17 protein-coding genes and 2 pseudogenes are annotated in these 19,072 nt (G+C 70.7%); 3 read left to right on the top strand and 16 right to left on the bottom strand.

All coding sequences use genetic code 11. From position 1 onward, the window contains the following. From B072_RS45155 to B072_RS0140655, 3 genes and pseudogenes are all read right to left on the bottom strand, one after another. Positions 1 to 268 (bottom strand): annotated as a pseudogene (locus B072_RS45155) (response regulator transcription factor); the annotation flags it as partial. Between the two features lie 74 nt (positions 269 to 342). After that, positions 343 to 1,656, bottom strand: a complete 1,314-nt coding sequence (locus B072_RS48485; RefSeq protein ID WP_158689301.1) for a 7-cyano-7-deazaguanine synthase — start codon at positions 1,654 to 1,656, stop codon at positions 343 to 345. Beyond that, positions 1,653 to 2,432 (bottom strand): hypothetical protein, encoded by a 780-nt coding sequence (locus B072_RS0140655; protein ID WP_158689300.1) that lies wholly within the window; start codon positions 2,430 to 2,432, stop codon positions 1,653 to 1,655. The genes B072_RS48485 and B072_RS0140655 overlap by 4 nt, the downstream gene beginning before the upstream one ends. 582 nt (positions 2,433 to 3,014) lie before the next feature. On the opposite strand from B072_RS0140655, the pseudogene B072_RS47195 reads away from it, so the two are divergent. Continuing rightward, a pseudogene (locus B072_RS47195) lies at positions 3,015 to 3,206 on the top strand (CorA family divalent cation transporter); the annotation flags it as partial. A 51-nt stretch (positions 3,207 to 3,257) separates the two neighbouring features. On the opposite strand, the gene B072_RS0140645 reads toward B072_RS47195, so the two are convergent. From B072_RS0140645 to B072_RS0140625, 5 genes are all read right to left on the bottom strand, one after another. Continuing rightward, the gene (locus B072_RS0140645; protein ID WP_018535753.1) at positions 3,258 to 5,294 is read right to left on the bottom strand and encodes a hypothetical protein; all 2,037 of its coding nucleotides are present in this window, start codon (positions 5,292 to 5,294) and stop codon (positions 3,258 to 3,260) included. Positions 5,295 to 5,335: 41 nt separating this feature from the next. After that, a complete protein-coding gene (locus tag B072_RS0140640; RefSeq protein WP_018535752.1) occupies positions 5,336 to 6,577 on the bottom strand; it encodes an ATP-grasp domain-containing protein in 1,242 nt (413 codons plus the stop codon). Positions 6,578 to 6,761: 184 nt separating this feature from the next. After that, entirely contained in the window at positions 6,762 to 8,027 is a 1,266-nt protein-coding gene (locus B072_RS0140635) for a DUF6357 family protein (protein WP_018535751.1), read from the bottom strand. 85 nt (positions 8,028 to 8,112) lie between these two features. After that, positions 8,113 to 8,667, bottom strand: a complete 555-nt coding sequence (locus B072_RS0140630) for a hypothetical protein (RefSeq protein ID WP_420707619.1) — start codon at positions 8,665 to 8,667, stop codon at positions 8,113 to 8,115. A 246-nt stretch (positions 8,668 to 8,913) separates the two neighbouring features. Further along, on the bottom strand, positions 8,914 to 9,489 hold the full coding sequence (locus tag B072_RS0140625; RefSeq protein ID WP_018535749.1) for a TerD family protein: 576 nt from the start codon (positions 9,487 to 9,489) through the stop codon (positions 8,914 to 8,916). Between the two features lie 163 nt (positions 9,490 to 9,652). Between B072_RS0140625 and B072_RS0140620 the strand changes: the two genes are divergently transcribed. Further along, the gene (locus B072_RS0140620; RefSeq protein WP_018535748.1) at positions 9,653 to 10,036 is read left to right on the top strand and encodes a sec-independent translocase; all 384 of its coding nucleotides are present in this window, start codon (positions 9,653 to 9,655) and stop codon (positions 10,034 to 10,036) included. A 230-nt stretch (positions 10,037 to 10,266) separates the two neighbouring features. Here the strand turns inward: B072_RS0140620 and tatA are convergent, their stop codons facing one another. Continuing rightward, positions 10,267 to 10,545: a Sec-independent protein translocase subunit TatA gene (tatA, locus tag B072_RS0140615; protein WP_026246855.1), complete on the bottom strand. Its 279-nt coding sequence runs from the start codon at positions 10,543 to 10,545 to the stop codon at positions 10,267 to 10,269. A gap of 147 nt (positions 10,546 to 10,692) precedes the next feature. On the opposite strand from tatA, the gene B072_RS0140610 reads away from it, so the two are divergent. Beyond that, complete coding sequence (locus B072_RS0140610) at positions 10,693 to 12,237, top strand: LCP family protein (protein ID WP_018535746.1); 1,545 nt, start codon at positions 10,693 to 10,695, stop codon at positions 12,235 to 12,237. Here the strand turns inward: B072_RS0140610 and mgtA are convergent. The 7 genes from mgtA to B072_RS0140575 all read right to left on the bottom strand — a co-directional run bounded on the left by mgtA (position 12,228) and on the right by B072_RS0140575 (position 19,001). Then, positions 12,228 to 14,822, bottom strand: a complete 2,595-nt coding sequence (gene mgtA / locus B072_RS0140605; protein WP_078506767.1) for a magnesium-translocating P-type ATPase — start codon at positions 14,820 to 14,822, stop codon at positions 12,228 to 12,230. The genes B072_RS0140610 and mgtA overlap by 10 nt on opposite strands. Positions 14,823 to 14,832: 10 nt before the next feature. Continuing rightward, entirely contained in the window at positions 14,833 to 15,237 is a 405-nt protein-coding gene (locus tag B072_RS0140600) for an ArsR/SmtB family transcription factor (protein WP_078506759.1), read from the bottom strand. Between the two features lie 82 nt (positions 15,238 to 15,319). Beyond that, entirely contained in the window at positions 15,320 to 15,670 is a 351-nt protein-coding gene (locus B072_RS0140595) for a PRC-barrel domain-containing protein (protein WP_018535743.1), read from the bottom strand. Between the two features lie 93 nt (positions 15,671 to 15,763). Continuing rightward, positions 15,764 to 16,663, bottom strand: a complete 900-nt coding sequence (locus B072_RS0140590) for a sucrase ferredoxin (protein WP_026246854.1) — start codon at positions 16,661 to 16,663, stop codon at positions 15,764 to 15,766. Positions 16,664 to 16,673: 10 nt separating this feature from the next. After that, positions 16,674 to 17,879: a cupin domain-containing protein gene (locus B072_RS0140585; RefSeq protein WP_018535741.1), complete on the bottom strand. Its 1,206-nt coding sequence runs from the start codon at positions 17,877 to 17,879 to the stop codon at positions 16,674 to 16,676. Then, complete coding sequence (locus tag B072_RS47190; RefSeq protein ID WP_078506757.1) at positions 17,876 to 18,208, bottom strand: BatC protein; 333 nt, start codon at positions 18,206 to 18,208, stop codon at positions 17,876 to 17,878. Before B072_RS47190 ends, B072_RS0140585 begins: the two co-directional genes overlap by 4 nt. 121 nt (positions 18,209 to 18,329) lie before the next feature. Further along, the gene (locus B072_RS0140575; RefSeq protein WP_026246852.1) at positions 18,330 to 19,001 is read right to left on the bottom strand and encodes a class I SAM-dependent methyltransferase; all 672 of its coding nucleotides are present in this window, start codon (positions 18,999 to 19,001) and stop codon (positions 18,330 to 18,332) included. Positions 19,002 to 19,072 lie beyond the last annotated feature (71 nt).

The raw sequence follows: 19,072 nt of genomic DNA, 5'->3' as shown, positions 1-19,072 counted from the left end.
TCAGGTCGTCGATGGCGATGCCGTCCCGGCGCGTCACCAGGGAGTCCACGATGCTCGGGTCCAGCACGGTCTGGCCGGCACGGATGTCCCGCAGCGCGCCGAGCACGGTGTCGATGCCCGGAATCCGGTCGTCCAGGAGGTAGGCGATCCGTGAGGCGCCGCCGCGCAGGAGTTCCAGGGCGAAGCCGTTGCCGCGGTCGGAGATGACGACGATGCCGACCCCCGGATGGTCGGTGCGCAGGCGGCGGGCCGCTTCGAGGGTGGCCATGGTGGTGACGACGGGTGTGCGCAAACGGGGGCAAACCCCAAGTCGTCACACCCACCCGGAAGGTCAGCACCCGCCTACGCCACTGCCGCGGCATCCTCATCTGCCATGGCCAGCAGCCGCACCAGTTCGCCCCGCCCACGCATGACCAGGTCGAATGCTGCCACCGGATCGATGTCCGGCGGCAGCGGAGTGTCGGTGAGAACATCGCCGAGGGTGTACGGACCCAACAGCCATTGCTGCAGGGCTCGCCAGTTCCTTCTGCGCTCCACAGAAATGCCGGTCGCCCACGGCTCGTCCTGGTAAGCGGTGCCGTCGGCACCGTGCGCGTGCAGCATCCCGGAGCGACGCACCAGGCAGGGAAAGCACACCCCGCAATTAGGCGGCCCGCCGCACCATTTTGTGGGCGACTTGCCGCAACTGAGCGTGGCTTCCAGGTCTGCCGGGGAAAGACCCGCATCGCTCCCAGCCTTGCATACCTCCCCTTTTGTCATCCGCTCCCAGGGATTGACCACCTGAACCGCCCGCCGAGGGCTCGCGACAGCACCCATCAGCGCGTTCAGGCGCGCCAGCGTCAACGGATGAACGGAACGCGTGGAACAGGCCGCAGAACGTGCTGGCGTCAATGGCGGGTTGAGGGAAAGCTGCCCATTCTCAGGTACATGAACGGTGTCCACGCCATGGGCGGCCGCAGCACGAACAGCTCCCGCCACATAGAGCAGGCCACGTGTGCGGGACGAGCTCTCCAACCGCCGTCCGGACCCGTCGCCGTGTGGGGTCTGACTCATCTCAAGCAGCATCAGCGGCCGCGCACCGGGCAATCGGTTGACGGATTCGTACACGCGGCGTTGAAGTCCCGCCAGCTTGTTGCCCTCACCAAACATCACGAGCAGCATCGGAATGGAGGGATTGGCCTGCGCACGAACAGCTGCCCAGCTCAAGGAATCCAATCCGCCGGAAAAGAGGGCCACTTCGCCGGCATGTTCGTCCCCTGAATCTGGCATCGCCTCCTGCACGTGATGGCCTACAAGGGGGCGGAACTCCACGCTCCAGAGATCCGCCGTAACCAGCTGCAGGAGCGCGGCGAGCCCGGCGCCTGCGCTCTGCCACCTCTCGTACGCCGCGACGGGGACGGAGAGACGAATACTGCGGGTCCATCGATCGCGTGCATCGTTCCGCCGCGTGTACTTGTCGGCGATGAAAGCGGCCCTGGCCACACGGAACAAGTCCTCGGCCCAGTCAGGAACTTGGCCCGGCAATCGGTGCAGCCCCGTGATCCGGTGTTCGTTCTCCCGGAAGGACTCTTCGCCGATCTCGGTCCAGCGGCCCGCACGAGGCAGATCCCCGCGGTGCCCCCGCCACCACAGGGCGGCCTCGGATCCCGTAGTCATGCGGCAGCCCCCTCACCACTGACGGCCTCTTCAGTGATCAGACCGAGCACCTTGCCGACGGCTCCAGGCACCAGCTTCTCGGCTACCTTCGGGAGTACGGCTGCCGGATCCTGTGCCATGCCCATCACCGACTCAGCGGTGCCGACCGCCTGCGCGAGCTCCGTCGCCTCGGCGGACTCCTCACAGGGATTCGGAACCAGGTCCACCACCTTCTCGGCAACCCAGCCGGCGATCCTCCCCTCCGGATCTGCCACGACGAGAACCGGCACAGCCAGCTGGACGTGCTCGGCGACCACGGACCGCAGGAACTCTCCCACCAGGTCAGCGAAGAACACCTGATAGAGATCGCAAAGGATGTCCCAGGCGAAGCCGCCTCCAGCACCCATGACGTCATCCAATTCAGGGTGACTGCCCCGAACATCACGGGCCGCTGCCACCAACCCCCTGCGCACCGCCGCGTCGGCCAACGTGCCGCCGTCGCCTCCGACTTCCGAGACCAGCCGGGCGATCAGTGCGTTCTCAGACCGCGCTCCCTCCTGGGCCAACGAACCGAGCGCTCCGGCGAGCCGCTCGCCGGCCGCGCACGCCGTTTCGTACAGCCCGAACGCCGACGGGTCAGCGCGGAGGGTTTCTTGCAAGGCCCGCAAATAGTCCGCGGCGATCTCATCCAGCTGCTGATCTGCATCCCGCGAGGCACGCGGCCAGCGCGCCAGCCGTCCGCCGGCGGCGGCCCACCGGCCGCCCTTTGGTCCCTCCCAGCGTGTGGATGTGCCCACGCGACGCCCCCTGCCCCCGATGCCCGCCCGCCGCCTCTGCCATGGCACCAGGCCGGAGACGCCCCAGATAGAGCACGACTCAGCCAGAGCGAAGACCACCCAGCCCCCGCTCAGGGCAGCCGGAACATCACCCTCTGTACCTCATGCAGGCGAATACGAGGGGCGCAGCCCGCACCGAGGGTGACAAGCAAGTAGAGAGGGTGCCAAGGCGAGCCGCTCGTGAACTGACAGAATCAAGCCTTGCGCCCAGTCGGAAATATGGGCCGACCACCCACATGGTTGGCTCCCTCACCCCGCACCTGCTCATGGTGGGTAACGACCCTGCGGCCAACGCCGTCCTATGAGCACATCGAGGCCAAGCCAGTACGTAAAGTGACCAGGCACCAGTCCCCGAACCCTCACGACACGTCCCCTATCGGGCAAGCCTGCTGGGGAGAATCTGGGGAGAATTGAGCCCCGCGGGGAGCGCCCGGGGAGAATCGGCTGCACAAAACTGAACGAGCCCGAAAGACCTGAAAAGAGGCATAGCCCCAGGTCGGACCACCTCCGTAGCCCAAACGTCCTGGTCAACGGGGTGCGGTAGACAACTTCAAGAAGATCTCCAGCTGGGCGGCGATCCTGTTCGCGCCGACGCTGGTCGGCACCATCTACGGCATGAACTTCGAGAACATGCCGGAGCTGGGCTGGAGCTTCGGGTATCCGTTCGCGATCGGGCTGATGGGCGTGGTCTGCGTCAGTCTGTACGTGATTTTCAAGCGGCGGGACTGGCTCTGAAACGCTGCGCCGGGGACCGAGGACGAAGCAGCCGCCCGTTACGCGCCGCGTTCATCGGCTCGTGGGTCCTTCGAGGGCCTGGAGCGTCCCCGCGGGGAGCCGGTCGCTGCCCCAGCTGCGCTCGATGTAGGCGATGATCCGCGCGACGTCCTCGGCGGGTACCCGCTCCGGTTCACCGTGCTCGAGCGGGTCGGCGTGGAAGATGTAGAGCCGCGAGGCGAACTGGTCGAACGGCAGTGAGGCCTCGCCGAAGCGCTCGCCGTTGCCCGCGGTGGAGACGACGACGCCGTCGCCCCAGTCCTGGCCGCTGTCGTTGTTCGGGTTGAAGAAATACACCCGCATGACGTCCTGCGGGTCCGGCGCGACCCGCAGGATCGTGATCGCGTGCCAGCCGACGTAGCGGGCCGCGCTGTCGGTGACGGCGACGCCAGCCGGCTGCGGATGGATCAGCGGCTGCTCGCCGTTGTAGGACGGGTGATAACTGGCGTGGAACTGCCGCAGGAAGTCGTCGAGGTCGACCAGGTTCCCGGTCGCGACGTCGACGTTGATGTGGAACCCGCGGGCCGTCCACCAGCCGTGGAACTCGGGGTTGACCCAGCGGTGCGGGTCCCCCGGCCGCTCGACGCAGCGCCGCCCCATCTCGGCGTAGATCCGGTCCAGGTGGGGCACCACGAGCAGCGACACGGGGTCCAGGTCCGTCGGCAGCGTGGTCGCGACTCCGGCCTCGCTGTCCTTCGACGAGATCGGCAGGCCCTCGAAGTGCATGAGGATCTCGTCGTCGCGGGCGGCCCAGACCACCACTTGCAGCAGGTAGTCCGGGTCGTTGTAGGCCCACATCGACAGCGCGCGGGCCGACTGGCAGGTGGGGTTGTCGCCCTGACCGACACCGAGCGGCAGGCCCAGCATGGAGAGCACTCCCGCGACGAGCCGCGCCCGCGGGCCCGGCGTCTCGCCGAACACCGTCGTCAGCCGCTCGCGGGCGACCGGGGAGAGTTCGAGCGCCAGTTGGCGCCAGAGCGCGGGCACCACCGGCGGCTCGTACAGGATGCCGCGGTCGAGCAGCAGCGCCAGCCCGTAGACGCACTGCGCGGTCTGCGGGTGCACGGCCACCTCGATCAGCCGGTGCACCAGTTGGCTGTAGCGCAGCAGGCAGTTCCGGCCGGTGTCGGAGAGGCCGAGCGCCTCGCCGACGAGGTAGAGGTGCTCGCTCTCGCTCAGGAGGAACCGGAGCAGCTCGGCGTGGTAGGGCGACACCAGGCCGGTGTCGTGCATCGCCCGCGCGAACCCCGTCGCCTCGTACTGCAGGCCGCCGGCGTCCATCGCCTCCAGCCGGGAGCGGAAGACGTCGATGCCCGGGTCCTCCCGGCACGCCTCGGTGGTCCCGAACAGGCTCGTGATGAGCCGGTCGACGCCCTGCCCCGACGTCACGCCGAGAGCGATGTCCGGGTCGTTGCGGTAGACCGCGATCCGGGTGATCAGGGCCTGCACCGCCTCGACCTGGATCGGACGCTGGCGCAGGATCCGCCAGATCTCGTCCACCAGCTTGTCCAGGACGCTGTCGTAACCGATCTCGTCGGCGAGGTGGCGGAACAGGTCCCGGACGAGCTGTGCGGTCCGGCCCTGCTGGGTCCGCTCCGCCTCGCTCGGCGGGTTGAACAGCAGCTCCAGGTTCATGGCCAGTACCTGGGACAGGAACTGGCGGGCGTCCTCGGCGGGCAGCGTCGGGTGCGCGAAGTCGCCGCGGGCGACGGCGAGCATCCGCAGCTCACTGGTCGCCTCCATGACGACGGTGTCCGCGTCCCCGCTGTGCAGCCCAGGTCCGGCCAGGGCCGGGAGAAGGATCTCCGGTGAGGCCCAGTCCGTCCCCTGGAAGAGGCCGGCTTCCTCAAGTGCCTGCGCCCTGGACTGGACCGCCGCGGCGCCGCCCGGCTGTCCGAGCACCCGTCGCAGTGCTTCCAGGACCCGCCGCAGCTTCGTGTACTTGCCGAAGTCGCGGGTCTCGGCCATGGCCTGGATGGCGTCGTCGAGTGAGGCCGCGCGCTTGTCCAGCGTCGTGGCCCCACCGCTGACGTCGACGGTCGGTTTCAAAGGGTTTCCCTCGGGTTGGCCTCCTGCGTCCACGGGTCGCGTCAGACGTAGAAGTCGAGCTCTTCCTGCCTTTTCAACAGGTCGCGCATGCGGTAGGGATCGTCGCCGAAGAAGTACACCAGGCCCCAGTGGGTGCCGAACGCGGTCCTCTTGGTGACGGTCTCCTCGAGCGGTGTCGAGAGGTCGTGCGACTCGTAGTAGTCGTCGTCCTCCGTCTCCTCCGGGATCTCCAGCTCGCTGACGACACGGCGCCGCGGGTAGACACCGAAGCAGCCGGCGACCCCGGACGCGTCGACGACCTCTCGCGGGAAGAAGGCGTCGATCTCGTCCTCGGTCGTCTTGGGATCGAAGGCCAGAACCAGCCCATGGTAGGCATTGAACCCGTACGCCCGCTCAAGCAGTTCGAACACCTTGAAGCCCGGTGGCCGGTACGCGACTTCGCCGAAGTACATCTCACCGTCACTGGTGACGAAATACTCGGGATGCACGAAGCCGAACTCGATGTCGAACGTCTTGATGAGTTTCTCGATCTGCGCCGTGATCTGGGGGCGGTAACGCTCCAGTTCCGGGGTCGCCGGCACGAACACCGAATATCCCAGCGTGACGTATTCGGAGATGTTGAGGAACTTGATCTTCCCGTTGTGCACCCACGCCTCGACCGCGAACTCCCAGCCGTCGAGATGGGATTCCATGAGGACCGGGAACTCCTCCTCCGGAATCATGTCGATCTCGTCCGGGGTGCGGATGACGCGGTGCCCGAGGCATCCCGCCTTGTCGAACGCCTTGAGGTGGATCGGGTCGTTCGGGTCGCCGTCCAGCTTGAGCAGCGTCTGGTTGACGCGCTTGAGGAAGCGGATCACGTCGTCCCGGTCGTGGGCCTCCTCGAAGATTCCCACCCGGATACCGCCGAGTTGGGCGCGGCGCTTCATCAGCGCCTTGTCGCGCAGCAGCATGGCCTGACCGTACAGACGCGGATTGCCGAGGAGGACGGAGTTGATCGCCCCTGCCCATTCGACCGTTTCCTCGTACAGCGGGATCGCGACGTCGACGCCCTCGTTCTGAAGGGTCTCGGCGATCTCCATGGAGCGGTCGTTGAGCCGCTCGAAATTCCACGGCACGTACGGGATGTCGTGCTCGACGCAGTACTCCTCGGCCCACTCCGGGGCCACGACGACGTATCTTCTGTCGAACCGGTCGAGGGCCTCCACCGCGTTGAGACTCCAGCCGAGAAGCGCTACATAGCCCTTGTCGGGGTTCCTGGTGACCGGTTCGCGCTTCGGCATAGGCCGTTTCTCCTTCGGGGCTCACGCCCATCGACGGTGTGGCTGACACACCTGCCCGGCGACCTGAAGCACAAACTCCGGGCCTGATCCGGTCGTTGGACGTCCGGGGCCGACCACCCTGCGCATCTCACGTCCCGGCAGGCTGTTCTGATGCCGTGTCAGGTCGCCTGCCGCGAGGGGGATTTCAGCGCCGGGCGTCGCGTCGTCGGCGCGCGCGCTCGAACTCGGCGACATCCGACATCCAGGGACCGTGCTGTCCGAGTGCGGCGCAGCCGCCGCGGACGAAGGCGCTCACCAGGTTCCGGTACCCGCCGATCCCGTCGACCAGGCTGTACTCGACCCGGTACTCCGGATCCGAGCCGCCTTCGCCCTCGCGCAGCGTCGTGATCCGGGCGATGGAGTCCGCGTAGAAGTGGAGCTGGATCCCTTCGCCCATCTCCTCGTCCTCGATGGTGAACACTTCGTTGTCCGCGGCGGAGCGCTCGCCGACGAACTCCCAGAACTCCGCGTCGGCGGTGCGGGGGCCGTCCCGCAGCCACTTCTTCTCGGCACCCTTGTCGTCGGTGAACGACAGGACCGTCTTGCTCGCGCTCCCGCCGAAGTCGGCGCCGTGGCCCGCGGCCTCCTCGTCATCCTCCAGGGGCGTGTTCCTGGAGCGGTCCGCGGCCTCCGAGCACATCAGGAAGCTCACGGTACGCACCGCGTCATCGGCGAGTCCAGGGTGTGCACGGCGCACGGCCGCTTGGACCGTCGTCTCCATCCGATCCCAGTCGCGCCGGTCCGTGGCGCGCTCTCCCCGTCGTGGATCGCGGCCGATCCGCATCCCGGCGCACGCCTGCTCCGCAGTGGCGATCACCCGCATGACCTCGGGCAGCAGCGCGGGGTCGACGGCATCGGGCTTCCGCCGCGGAACCGTCGCGCCGTGCAGATACTGGCCGGTGTACCTCAGAATCGCGGCGTCGAGCGGGCCGAGTACCGCTCCGCGCTCGGCGCGACGACGCTCCGCGTGGTACTCCTGGGCTCGTTTCCCGTTCGACGTCTCTGTCGCCGTGCGCATCGCCGCGTACACCTGACCGCGCTCCAGCGGACCGATGTCGGCCCCGTGGGCGACGAGCCGGCTCCTGTCCCATCGGATGCGCCGGAAGAGCGCGTCGACGTCCGCGGGCGCACCGAGGAGGATCGGGTCCAGGAGCGCGACGGCGGCGTTCTCGTCGAGGCGGCCCCGGGTCCCGGCGGCGTCGCACAGCGGAAGGACCGCACTCCACAGCAGCAGGTGTCGGGCCAAGTCCTCCTGGATCACCGCAAGATGGGCTTCGCCGATCGGGAACGTGAACGTGCGGGGATCGTGGTTGGCGTCGGCCCCGGCACCGAGCATCAGCTTCAGCCCGCCGTCCTCGCGGATCACGTTCGGGATCCAGCCGCTTCGGCGCGTGAAAACGATGTCTCTCATGGACGCGAGCCTTCCCCACAGCGGCAACGGCAACGGCAACGGCCGGCATCACGACGATGCCGTACCCCCACCCCGCACCGACTGTTCACGCCCACCGTGCACATGCGACGTCGAGGCGTGTGTCGGTGCGCACCCAGACTTCGCCCCCGGCGGCCTCGGCCGGGGCGTCGACTCGTTCGATACCGAGGAACTCGATCAACGTGAGCAGTTCGGCTCGTTCGGCCCGGTCGTCGTCGACACCGTGCGAGACGAAGAAGACGTAGTACTGGTCGCTCGGATCCACGATGCCCGAGTCTCCCCAGATGCGAGCGACTTCCTCGATCGCCGCCGCTTCCGTCGTGAACGTGGCGGCGCGGGCGGCACCGCGGGTCTCCGGTGACGCGTCGAGGTCGGCGAGGTCGGGGAACCACTGGCCGAAGCGGTCGAGGCCGGCATATCCGTTCTCGAAGAACAGCATCGCGCTCGGGAGGTAGCGGTTGCCCCTGTCGACCTGGAGGTATTCCGACCGGGATCGGTCCGCATCCTTGATCCGCGAGATCACACCTTGCCGGGGCATGAGTACCAAACTCTGCCCCGCCGGTTCATCGTTGATGGTGTAGGTGTCGGAGTCCCGATCACGGAAGAACGCGGAGAACGCCACGTAGGCTTCCTGAGGGTCGCCCACGGAGACCTGTTGGTCGTTGCCGTCACCGACAGCGAAGACGAACTGTTTCGGTCCGGGGCGGTAAGGGCGAGCCATCTGCGTCCTTCGTTCACGTGTGCCAGCTCCGGCAGCGTAGTCGAACCAGAGCCGACGGACCTGCTGTTCATCGCCGCCGAACAGCAGGGGAACGGGCGGATCGGCCCGCCGCCTCGCCCTCGGGCGGCGGGCCTCGGTGCGAGTGGGTCAGACCTGCACGCCGAAGTCCTGGGCGATTCCCCGCAGTCCGGACGCGTAGCCCTGGCCGACCGCGCGGAACTTCCACTCCGCGCCGTGCCGGTACAGCTCGCCGAAGACCATCGCCGTCTCGGTGGAGGCATCCTCGGACAGGTCGTAGCGGGCGATCTCGGTGCCGCCCGCCTGGTTCACGACGCGGATGAACGCGTTGCGGACCTGGCCGAAGCTCTGGCCGCGCGCCTCGGCGTCATGGATCGAGACCGGGAAGACGATCTTGTCGACCTCGGCGGGCACGGCCGCCAGGTTCACCTTCACGCTCTCGTCGTCGCCCTCGCCCTCACCGGTCAGGTTGTCACCGGTGTGCTCGACCGAGCCGTCCGGGCTGGTCAGGTTGTTGTAGAAGACGAAGTGCCGGTCCGAGAGCACCTTGCCGGACGCGTCGCACAGCAGGGCGCTCGCGTCGAGGTCGTAGTCGGCGCCCGTCGTGGTCCGCACGTCCCAGCCCAGGCCCACCAGGACTGCCGTCAGTCCCGGCGCCTCCTTGCTCAGGGACACGTTGCCGCCCTTGCCCAGGGAAACTCCCACCGCTGCTACCTCCATACGTTCGAGCCGTCGTTCACGGCGTGCTGTCACCCGGGACAACGTGCGCGCCACGACAATGGTTCCATTGATTGCGCAATAACTAAAGCATCATGTGCGGCAGGGAGCCGCACCGCCACCACGCCCGCCGCCACGCAAGGAGTACCGGATGTTCTCGGACGTGGGCCTCATGGAGCTGATCACGATCGCCGCGCTCGGCCTCCTCCTGTTCGGGCCGGACAAGCTGCCCGAGTTCCTGCAGAACGCGGCCCGGACGGTGCGCAGGATCCGCGAGTTCTCCGAGGACGCCCAGCAGGAGATCCGCTCCGAACTCGGCCCGGAATTCCAGGACTTCGACGTCCGCGACCTGCACCCGAAGACCTTCGTGCGCAAACACGTCCTGGACGGCGACGACAGCCTCGGCCGCGAGCTCGGCGAGATCCGGGACGCTCTCGACCCCCGGCGCGAACCGGCGGACACCACCGTCGGCCCCGCGAAGCCGGAGTCGGCTCCCGAGCGCCCGCGGGCCGGCTTCGACCCCGACGCCACCTGACCGCATCGCCCTCACACGAACCCAGCGAACCCAGGGAGGGCGAACGTGCCCGAAGCGACGGCCATGAACCCCTCCAGATCACCCGGCCCTGCGACCTGGAGGAGGCAACCGATCCGGAGGGTTCGTGGGCCGAGGCCTGTACGTCCACCGGCGCGACCTGCGCGTACAGGAAAAGCCGCTGCGCTACGGGTTCGACGGGGCGAGCCCGTGACGGCGCGCGGCACAGGCGCTCAGCGGGTGGCGCCGGGCTCGGTCGCCGAGCGGGCGGCGGCCGACCGGTCGGGGGCCGCCGGAGCGAGTCCGGGTGCCGGCTGCCCGTCGGCGCCGTCCCCGGCGGGCTCCGCCGGCCGCTCGCCCTCCTCCTTCATGGCCTTGGTCTCACTCTTGAGGATGCGCAGCGACTTGCCCAGGGAGCGGGCGGTGTCGGGCAGCTTCTTCGATCCGAAGAGCAGGATGATCACCAGGCCCAGGATCAACAGGTGCCAGGGCTCGATGGCGTTGCGGAACATGCGGTCCACCTCTCGTCGTGACGCTCGCACTGGGGCGCGGCGGACGGACCGCACTCTCAGCAGTACTTGCTACATTGCGCAACCGTACAACCTTGAGGTGGCGTCGGCCGTCTCCCCTCGTAAGACGCACAGGATGAAGGCCCGTACATGTCGCAGACCCCCGAGACGCCGGCCGGGCGCACCCGGCGCAGGGCGAAGCCCGCGCGCCGCCGTGCCGCACCGAACAGGCGCCGCCCCCGGCGCGGCCGGCTCCGGATCGCGCTCGTCACCGGAGTGTCGTTCCTCCTCCTGATCACGGCCGGCGCGGGCTGGCTGTACCTGAGGCTCAACGGCAGCATCGACACGTTCGGCGCGGACGGGGTGTCCAAGAACCGGCCCGACGCCGACGCGTCGAAGGGCGAGAACGTCCTCGTCATCGGCACCGACGCCCGCACCGGCGGCAACAGCGATCTGGGCGGCGGCGACAAGAACGACGTCGGCCGCTCCGACACCGCGTTCCTGCTGCACGTCTACGCCGACCACCGGCACGCCATCGGCGTCTCCATACCCCGCGACACCCTGGTGACCGTCCCGCCGTGCAAGCTCCCCGACGGCTCGTGGAGCGCGACACGGACCGACGTGATGTTCAACTCGGCCTATTCGACGGGCGAGACGGCCGAGGGCAACCCCGCCTGCACGCAGAACACCGTGGAGGAACTGACCGGACTGCGCGTCGACCACACGGTCGTCGTCGACTTCAAGGGCTTCTCCGAACTCACCGACGTCGTCGGCGGCGTGAAGGTCTGCCTGCCGAACGACGTCTACCAGAACGACCTGAACCCGCACCGCGCCACACAGGGCAAACGCCTCTTCAAGGAGGGCGAGCAGACCGTCTCCGGGCAGAGGGCCCTCGACTACGTCCGTATCCGGCACGGCATCGGTGACGGCTCCGACATCGGCCGCATCAAGCGCCAGCAGGCCTTCGTCTCCAGCCTCGTCGCGAAGATCAAGGACGACGGCTTCACGCCCACCAAGCTGCTGCCGCTCGCCGACGCCGCGACCGCGTCGATGACCGTGGACCCGGGGCTCGGCTCCGCGGACAAACTGCTGAAGTTCGCGATGTCCCTCAAGAACGTCGACCTGCACAACACCAAGTTCGTCACCATCCCCTGGCGCTACCAGGGCAACCGCGTCGCCGTCGTCCAGCCCGACGCCGATGCCCTGTGGGCGGCGCTCAAGGACGACCGCACCCTCGACGGCAAGAACGCCGGCGGGAAGAAGGCCGGCCGGGCCGCCGCCTCCGCGTCTCCCCCGGCGAGTGCCGGCGCCGAGGTGTCCGGCCACGGCATTTCCGTCGCCGTCTACAACGGCACCACCACGCGTGGCCTCGCCGCCGAGGTCGCCGCCGGCCTCACCGCGCACGGCTTCACCGTCACCGGCACCGGCAACGCCGCCACCCGCGGCCCGGCCACCACGACGATCACCTACGGTCCCGGGCAGAAGGACGACGCCGAGACCCTCGCCGGCCTCTTCCCCGGCGCCGGGCTCACCGCGAGCGGCGACTCCGGCATCAGCGTCGTCGTCGGCGCCGACCACTCCCCCGACGCGGCCGGCGCGACCGCCTCCGCGACTCCGACGGCCGTGCCCTCCAGCGTGGCGGACGGCGCGCGGTCGGCCGACGAGGACATCTGCTCGAACCTGTCCTACGGGTGAACCGCGCGGGCCCGCCCGCGCAGGACGAGGAGCGCGGACGCGTACAGCGCAAGCACCGCCGCGAGCAGCGGGTAGTAGAGGGCGGGCAGCGACGTGAGGCCCAGGAGCGGGCCGAGGGGCGTCAGCGGCACGGCGATGCCGATGACCGCGAGGCCGGTGGCCGCCCGGCGCACCGGTCCCGGCGTGCGGCCCTCGGCGGTGTGGCGGCCGGTGCGCAGCAGGAGCATGACGAGGGCCTGGGTGAGCAGGTTCTCGGTGAACCATCCGGCGTGGAAGCCGGCCTGGTCCTCCGGGCCGAGCGCTCCGGGCAGGCACAGGGCGAGGACCCCGAAGGTGGCGAGGTCGGCGAGCGCGCCCAGGGCGCCGAAGCCGGTCAGGGACCGCAGGAAGGCGCGCGGGCGCAGCACCGTGGGGCGGCGCAGCGCCGCCGGGTCCGGCTGGTCGTACGCGAGCGCCAGTTGGGCGGCGTCGAAGCACAGGTTCTGGACGAGGACCTGCGCCGGGAGCATCGGCAGGAACGGCAGCATCAGCCCGGCCACGAGCATCGCGATCACGTTGCCCAGGTTCGAGGAGAGCGTGATGCGCAGGTACGAGGCGATGTTGGCGCTGGAGTGGCGGCCCGCGACGACGGCGTGCCCGATCGCCGTGAGGTCCTTCTCGGCGAGCACCACGTCCGCGCTCCGGCGCGCCACGTCGACGCCGTCGCGCGGGCAGACGCCGACGTCGGCGGCGCGCAGCGCGGGCAGGTCGTTGACGCCGTCGCCGAGGAAGCCGGTGGTGTGCCCGTGGGCGCGCAGCGCGGTGACGACGCGGGCCTTGTCGGCGGGGGTGCAGCGGGCGAACACGGTGGTGCGGGCGGCCAGCGCGGAGAGTTGCGCGTCGGTGAGGTCCGCGAGCTGTTCGCCCGTACGGACGTCGCCGGGGTCGATGCCGAGGTCGCGGCAGGCACGGGCCGCCGTGGCCGGGTGGTCGCCGGTGAGCACCTTGACCGTGACGCCCTGCCCGGTGAGGGCGCGTACGGCGTCCTGCGCGGTGTCCGCGAGGGCATCGTGGAAGGCGACGAAGCCGCGGAAGACCAGGCCGCGTTCGTCGGCCGGGCGGTAGGCGCGGGTGCGGGCCGTGCGCTGGGCGGTGGCCACGGCCAGCAGGCGGACCCCGTCGGCGGCGAGCTCGGCGGCGCGCTTCAGCAGTCCGGCCCGCTCCTCGTCGCTGATCGCGCAGCGTTCCAGGACCTCCGGCACGGCGCCCTTCACGGCGAGGGTGTGCGTGCCGAGCGCGCCGGGTTCGCGGACGACGGCGGTGGCGAGGCGGCGTACGGGATCGAAGGGCAGCGCGTCGACGCCGTCGTACGCGTCCCAGTCCTCGGGGCCGGTGGCGGCGAGGAGGGCCTCGTCCAGCGGGTCGGGGTCGGCGAGTTCGGCGGTCTGGAGCGTCCACCAGGCGCAGGCGCCCGCCCAGTGCAGGGCGTCGGGGTTGGTGCGGGCGGGGTCGACGACGGGCTCGTCGCGGGTGAGGGTGCCGGTCTTGTCGACGCACAGGACGTCGACGGCGCCGAGGTCGTGCAGGGCCGGGAGGCGGCGCACGATGACGCCGTGCGTGCGGGCGAGCAAGGACGCGGCGCGGCCCAGGCAGGTGGTGACGATGACCGGCAGTATCTCGGGGGTCAGGCCGACGGCCACGGCGACGGCGAACGGCAGCGTCTCCAGGCCACGGCCGCGCAGCGCGGCGTTCGCCATCAGCACCAGCGGCGGCGTGATCAGCATGAAGCGGATCAGCATCCAGGAGATGCCGTGCACGCTGCGGTCGAAGGCGCTCGCCGTACGCCGCTGCCCCGTGCCGCGCACCGCGGCGAACCGGGTGTCCGCCCCGGTCGCCACCACGACTCCGGTGCCGCTGCCGGAGGCGACGCCGCTGCCCTGGAAGCACAGGTGGCCGGTGTCGCCGCCGTCCGGCGCGTCCACCGGTCGCTTGGCCACGGGCGCCGACTCCCCGGTCAGCGCCGCCTGTTGCACCGTCAGTCCGTGGGCCCGCAGCAGCCGCAGGTCGGCGGGGACGAGGTCGCCCGGCGCGAGCCGGACCACGTCGCCCGGCACCAGGTCGTCGACTGGGATCTCGCGCACCTGGGGCTCGGCCCCGGCGGTCGCCCGGCGCTGCACGCTCGCGGTCCCCGCGACGAGGTCTCGCAGCCCGTCCCCGGCCCGGTCGGCACGGTACTCGCCGTGCGCGCGCAGGGCGCAACTGACGCCCACCAGGGCGAGGATGACGCAGGCGGTGCCCCACGCGGCCACCAGGGCGGAGACGATCCCGAGGCAGAACAGGACGGCGGTGAAGGGGTCGCGCAGGCTGTGCCGGAACCGGGCCGGCCAGGAGACGGGCCGGGCTGCGGGCAGGGTGTTCGGCCCGTACCGGACCAGCCGCTTCTCGGCCTCGGCGCCGGTCAGTCCGCGCGGGCTCGCGTCCAGGGCGCGGAGTGTCTGCAGGGCGGTCGGGTCGCCGGGGACAGGGACGGGACCGGCCGCGTGCCCCGGGTTTCCCGCACCCGGTCGGGGTGCGGCGGTGTGCGGGGCGGGGTCGTGCGTGGCCATCTCGGCGCCTTCAGGCACCGGCTCCGCGCAGGCGGCGTACCGGGGCACCGGCCTGCTCGGCGCGCTCGGTGAGCTGGCCGACCATCAGCCGCACCACGGTCACCACGTCCGGGTCGTCGACGTAGTACACCTGTCGGCGTCCCTCACGGCGTGCGCGGACCAGGCCCGCGAGCTTCAGCTTGGTCAGGTGCTGGCTGACCGCGGGCAGCGCGCCGCCCACCCGCTCGGCGAGCCCGGTCACATCGCTCTCGCCCTGTGCCAGGGCCCACACCATGTGCAGGCGCGTCGGCGACGCGAGCAACGCGAACGCCTCGGCCGCCTGGGCGAGCACGTCCGGGGCCGGATCGTCGAACCGTCCCGGCGAACCGCCAGACCCTGCCACCACCGGCTCACTCCTGTCCCGCGCGACGCTCATGAACGACGGCGTCGTTCCTCTGTCCCTGCCGGGCAAGTCTAGGTGCCGCGCTCCGCGGAACCGGCCGGGTGAGGGCAGGTGGTCAGCGCCGCGCGAGGCGCCGGGTGCTGCCGTCGCCGTACTCCAGGCTGTAGTGAGCGAAGACCTCGCGTTCCTGCTCGGCGGGCAGTTCTCCGTCCAGGTCGATGGAGGGCGCGTCCTTCACCAGCTGCCGGGGCCAGGCCACCTTCAGGTACGTGGGGGCCACGACCGCCTTCGCCAGCGGCACGAAGGTGATCCGCTTGCGCGTCGGCAGGCCCAGCGTGACCGCGGCGAAGGCCGGTCGGTCGGTCGACGTGTCCACATAGACCGACTCCAGCGAACCGATCTTGCGTCCCTCCGCGTCGACGACATCGTGCTCTCGCCAGTCACGGATGTTCTCCGCTTCGAACATGCGACTCTCCTCGGGGTGCGACACGCCATGGCTCTGGCTCCGGCTCTGTCCGCGTGACCCGTCGTCCTGCCCACAAACATGGCAGCCGTCCGGTCAGCGCCGCCCGACGACGATCGACAGCGCCTCGTGGACGACCGTGGAACTCACCGACACGCCGCGGCAGGTCAGTTGGCGCGGAGGCGTCCGGTGGGACCGCACCTCGACGTCGTACACCGCGTCGTACGCGCGGCTCAGGACGCGGACGTGCCAGCGGTCGCCGTCGCGCGTCGTCTCCTCGACGACGTAGTGATGCCGGCCGGCCGGGCCGAAGCGGCTCAGGAGGGCTGCGACCGCGGTCTGCTGGGGCGGGAAGAGGTTGGTGTAGCCGCGCAGGTGATCGGCGTGGACGCGGTCGGCCAGGTGTTCCTCGACGGCGGTGACGGACGACGCGGCGTCGAGGTTGCCGTAGTAGACGCCGTCGGGCACGACGACGACGTTCGCGGCGAATCGGTCGCCCCCCACGTGCGTGCACTCCCACACCAGGTCCGGCCAGCGCTCGCTCAGCGCCCGTCCCACCGGCCGTCCGCGCACGGCGCAGCAGGCGTCGTGCATCCCGTGGGCGCAGACGAGGACGACGGGTCGGGCCGACGGCTCACCGGGGGCGGCGAGGGCCTCGGCGATGGCGGCCAGGTCTTCGTCGCGCTCCCAGGTGCCCCACGTCTGCCGGTGGGCGCCGTCGCTCCCGTGGCGCAGGACCGCCCAGCGCCGCGGTCCGTCGGAGGGGCGGCGTCCGTGGCGTCTGATCAGCAGGATGCGTGCCCGCACCGCCTGAGCGGCGGAGAACACGAGCTTCTTGGTCCCGGGTTCGAGGGGGAGGCCGTCGAAGCCGTTGGGCGGCCAGCCGCCCCGGTACTCGACGAGGATCCAGATCGAGCCGTACGGCGCCGTGCCCGCCAACGAGTCGTTCCGCAGCCGGGCGGCGTCGGCGCAGAAGAACCTGGCCGCCGTGTTCACCGCGGCCGCCTCACGGTCCCGCGGGCACCAGGACGCCCGCGCGCAGGAGTCGCTCCACGAGGTCGACGCCCAGGTCATACGCGGTGTGGGCCTCGCCGTCGAGCATGCGGATCACGGACGGCAGGTCCTGTTCCGGGAAGTCGAGCCAGCCGACCCGGGTGTGCAGGCGTCCGCCCTCCAGGCGTGTCTCCAGTGCCTCACGGAGCCGCACCCGCGAGGCCGGGGAGAGCGCGTCGAGGGCCGCGAGCTGGGACAGCGGTCCCATCGGGGCGGGCCGGGCCTGGCCGCGGCGGGTCCGGTGGAACCGCGGTGCGGGGTCCGCCTCCGTCAGGGCCGCGACGAGATGTTCCCTGACCAGGGCGAGCTCGGCGTCCGGCCCGTCGGTACCGAGCGGCAGCGAGGCGCGCATCCGCGGGTCGTCCCGCATCGACTCCAGCGCCTTCTGGGCGAGTTGCTCGGCGAGCGCGTGGCGCGTCCAGTTGTGGACGCCGAGCGTCAGGTGGATCGAGACCGCGCCCTGTGCCTCGGCCGCGTGCAGCCAGCCCCGCGGCAGGTAGAGGACGTCACCCGGTGCGAGGACGGTGTCGAGGTGGGCCTCGCCCTGTGCGGCCCGGGCGACCTCGGAGCGGCGATCGGTCCACGGCTGGTCCCGCAGCGGGTCCTGGTGGACGGGCTCGTGGATGATCCAGCGTTTGGTGCCCGCGATCTGCAGGACGAAGACGTCGTGCACGTCGTAGTGGTCGTCGAACCCGCGGTTCTGCGGCGGCGTGACGTAGGCGTTGGCCTGCACCGGGTGCCCCAGCTCCGTACCGAGCCGGGACACGAAGTCCGCCACCGGCGCCCAGGTGCGGTGCAGTGCCTGGAGGACGAGCGTCGCCCCGTCGGCGAAGCCGCGCCACAGGGCGGTGTCGTCGACCTGGTCCGCGATCGACGCGCCGACCCCCGCCGGGGCGGTGAACGACGACTCCGCAAGGGTGGCGCCGTCCTTGGCCATGCGGAGGAAGGGGGTGCGCAGACCGCGCCGGGAGACCAGTTCGTCGACGGCGTCGGCGGAGAACAGGTCGGTGAAGTCACTGGCTCCGCGCGTGAGCAGAGGGGTGCGGGCCCAGAAGTCCCGGGCGAACTCCTCCCGGCTCAGGTCGGTGAGGCGCGCGTGCAGGACGCCGTCGCCCGGCTGGGCGTCGGCGTCCTGAAGCTCGATGGGCGAGCTGCTCAAACGGCACTGCCGGACTGGTCGGCTCCGCCGTCGGCACCTCCGTCGTGCACGCCCGGCGTACCGGCCGCGCCACCGTCCGCGGGGCCTTCCGCTCCACCGTCGGCACCCCCGTCGTGGACGCCCGGCGTACCCGCCGCGCCACCGTCGGCAGGGCCCTCCGCTCCACCGTCGGCACCCCCGTCGTGGACGCCCGGCGTACCCGCCGCGCCACCGTCCGCGGGACCCTCCGCCCCACCGTCGGCACCCCCGTCGTGCACGCCCGGCGTACCCGCCGCGCCACCGTCCGCCGGGCCTTCGTGCTGGTTCGGGTCCTGTTCGGGGTTCGTCATGGGTCCTCCTGAGAATCGGCAGGTGGGACGGGTGCGTTTGCGTACCCCCGTATCCCCTTCTTCCCCACCAAACTCACCCACGCCGATCCGGGCGGCAACCGGAGCGCCGGTGTCGCGGGGGTCAGTGGCGCGCGCGGCGCGCCAGCAGGACCGAGTCCTCGGCCTCGACCGGACCGCTGTCCCGGTGGAGGGTGCGGGTGCGCTGCTCCACGGCAACGGGCTCGAAGTCGTCCGGCAGAGCGGGCAGGAGCTCGGCGGCCAGGAACATCGCGTTGCGGTGGCTCTCGGAGAGCTGCGTGAACTCGTGCGACGGCGCGTGGCCGACGACCAGCAGCAGCCCGCCGGGGGCGACGGCCGCGGCGAGCCGGCGGGTCACCTCGACCATGCCTCCGTCGGGGGCGTGCAGATAGTGGCTGGTCACCAGGTCGTACGAGCGCTCGCCGGCCTCGAACTTCCGGGCGTCGACCTGCCACCAGTCGACGCGGTCGGCGACACCGGCCTGCTCGGTGTGGCGGGCGGCGCGGGCCAGGCCCTCCGCCGAGAAGTCGGCGCCGGTCACGCGCCAGCCCCGCCCCGCCAGCCAGACGACATCGCCGCCCTCGCCGCAGCCGACGTCGAGCGCGGTCCCGGGAGCGAGTCCGTCCACGGCGGCGACGACCTGCGGGTTGGGGTCGCCGCTCCAGAACCGCTCCTGCCCCGCGTACCGCTCGTCCCAGCCGGCCGGCTCGAACATCGCGGCGGCCGCCTGCTCGTCGTGTTCCCCGGTTCCACCGTGCTCGTGCTGTCCTGCCACCGGATGCCTCCCGTTGTTCGTGATGTCGCGCCGCGGCATTCCTGACGGGCGCCGTTTCGATAGTGCGCAGA

The organism is Streptomyces sp. HmicA12 (genome assembly GCF_000373565.1).
GTDB lineage: Bacteria > Actinomycetota > Actinomycetes > Streptomycetales > Streptomycetaceae > Streptomyces.
The sequence above is the reverse complement of the archived record's forward strand: the minus strand, read 5'-3'. Positions and strand labels throughout refer to the sequence as shown.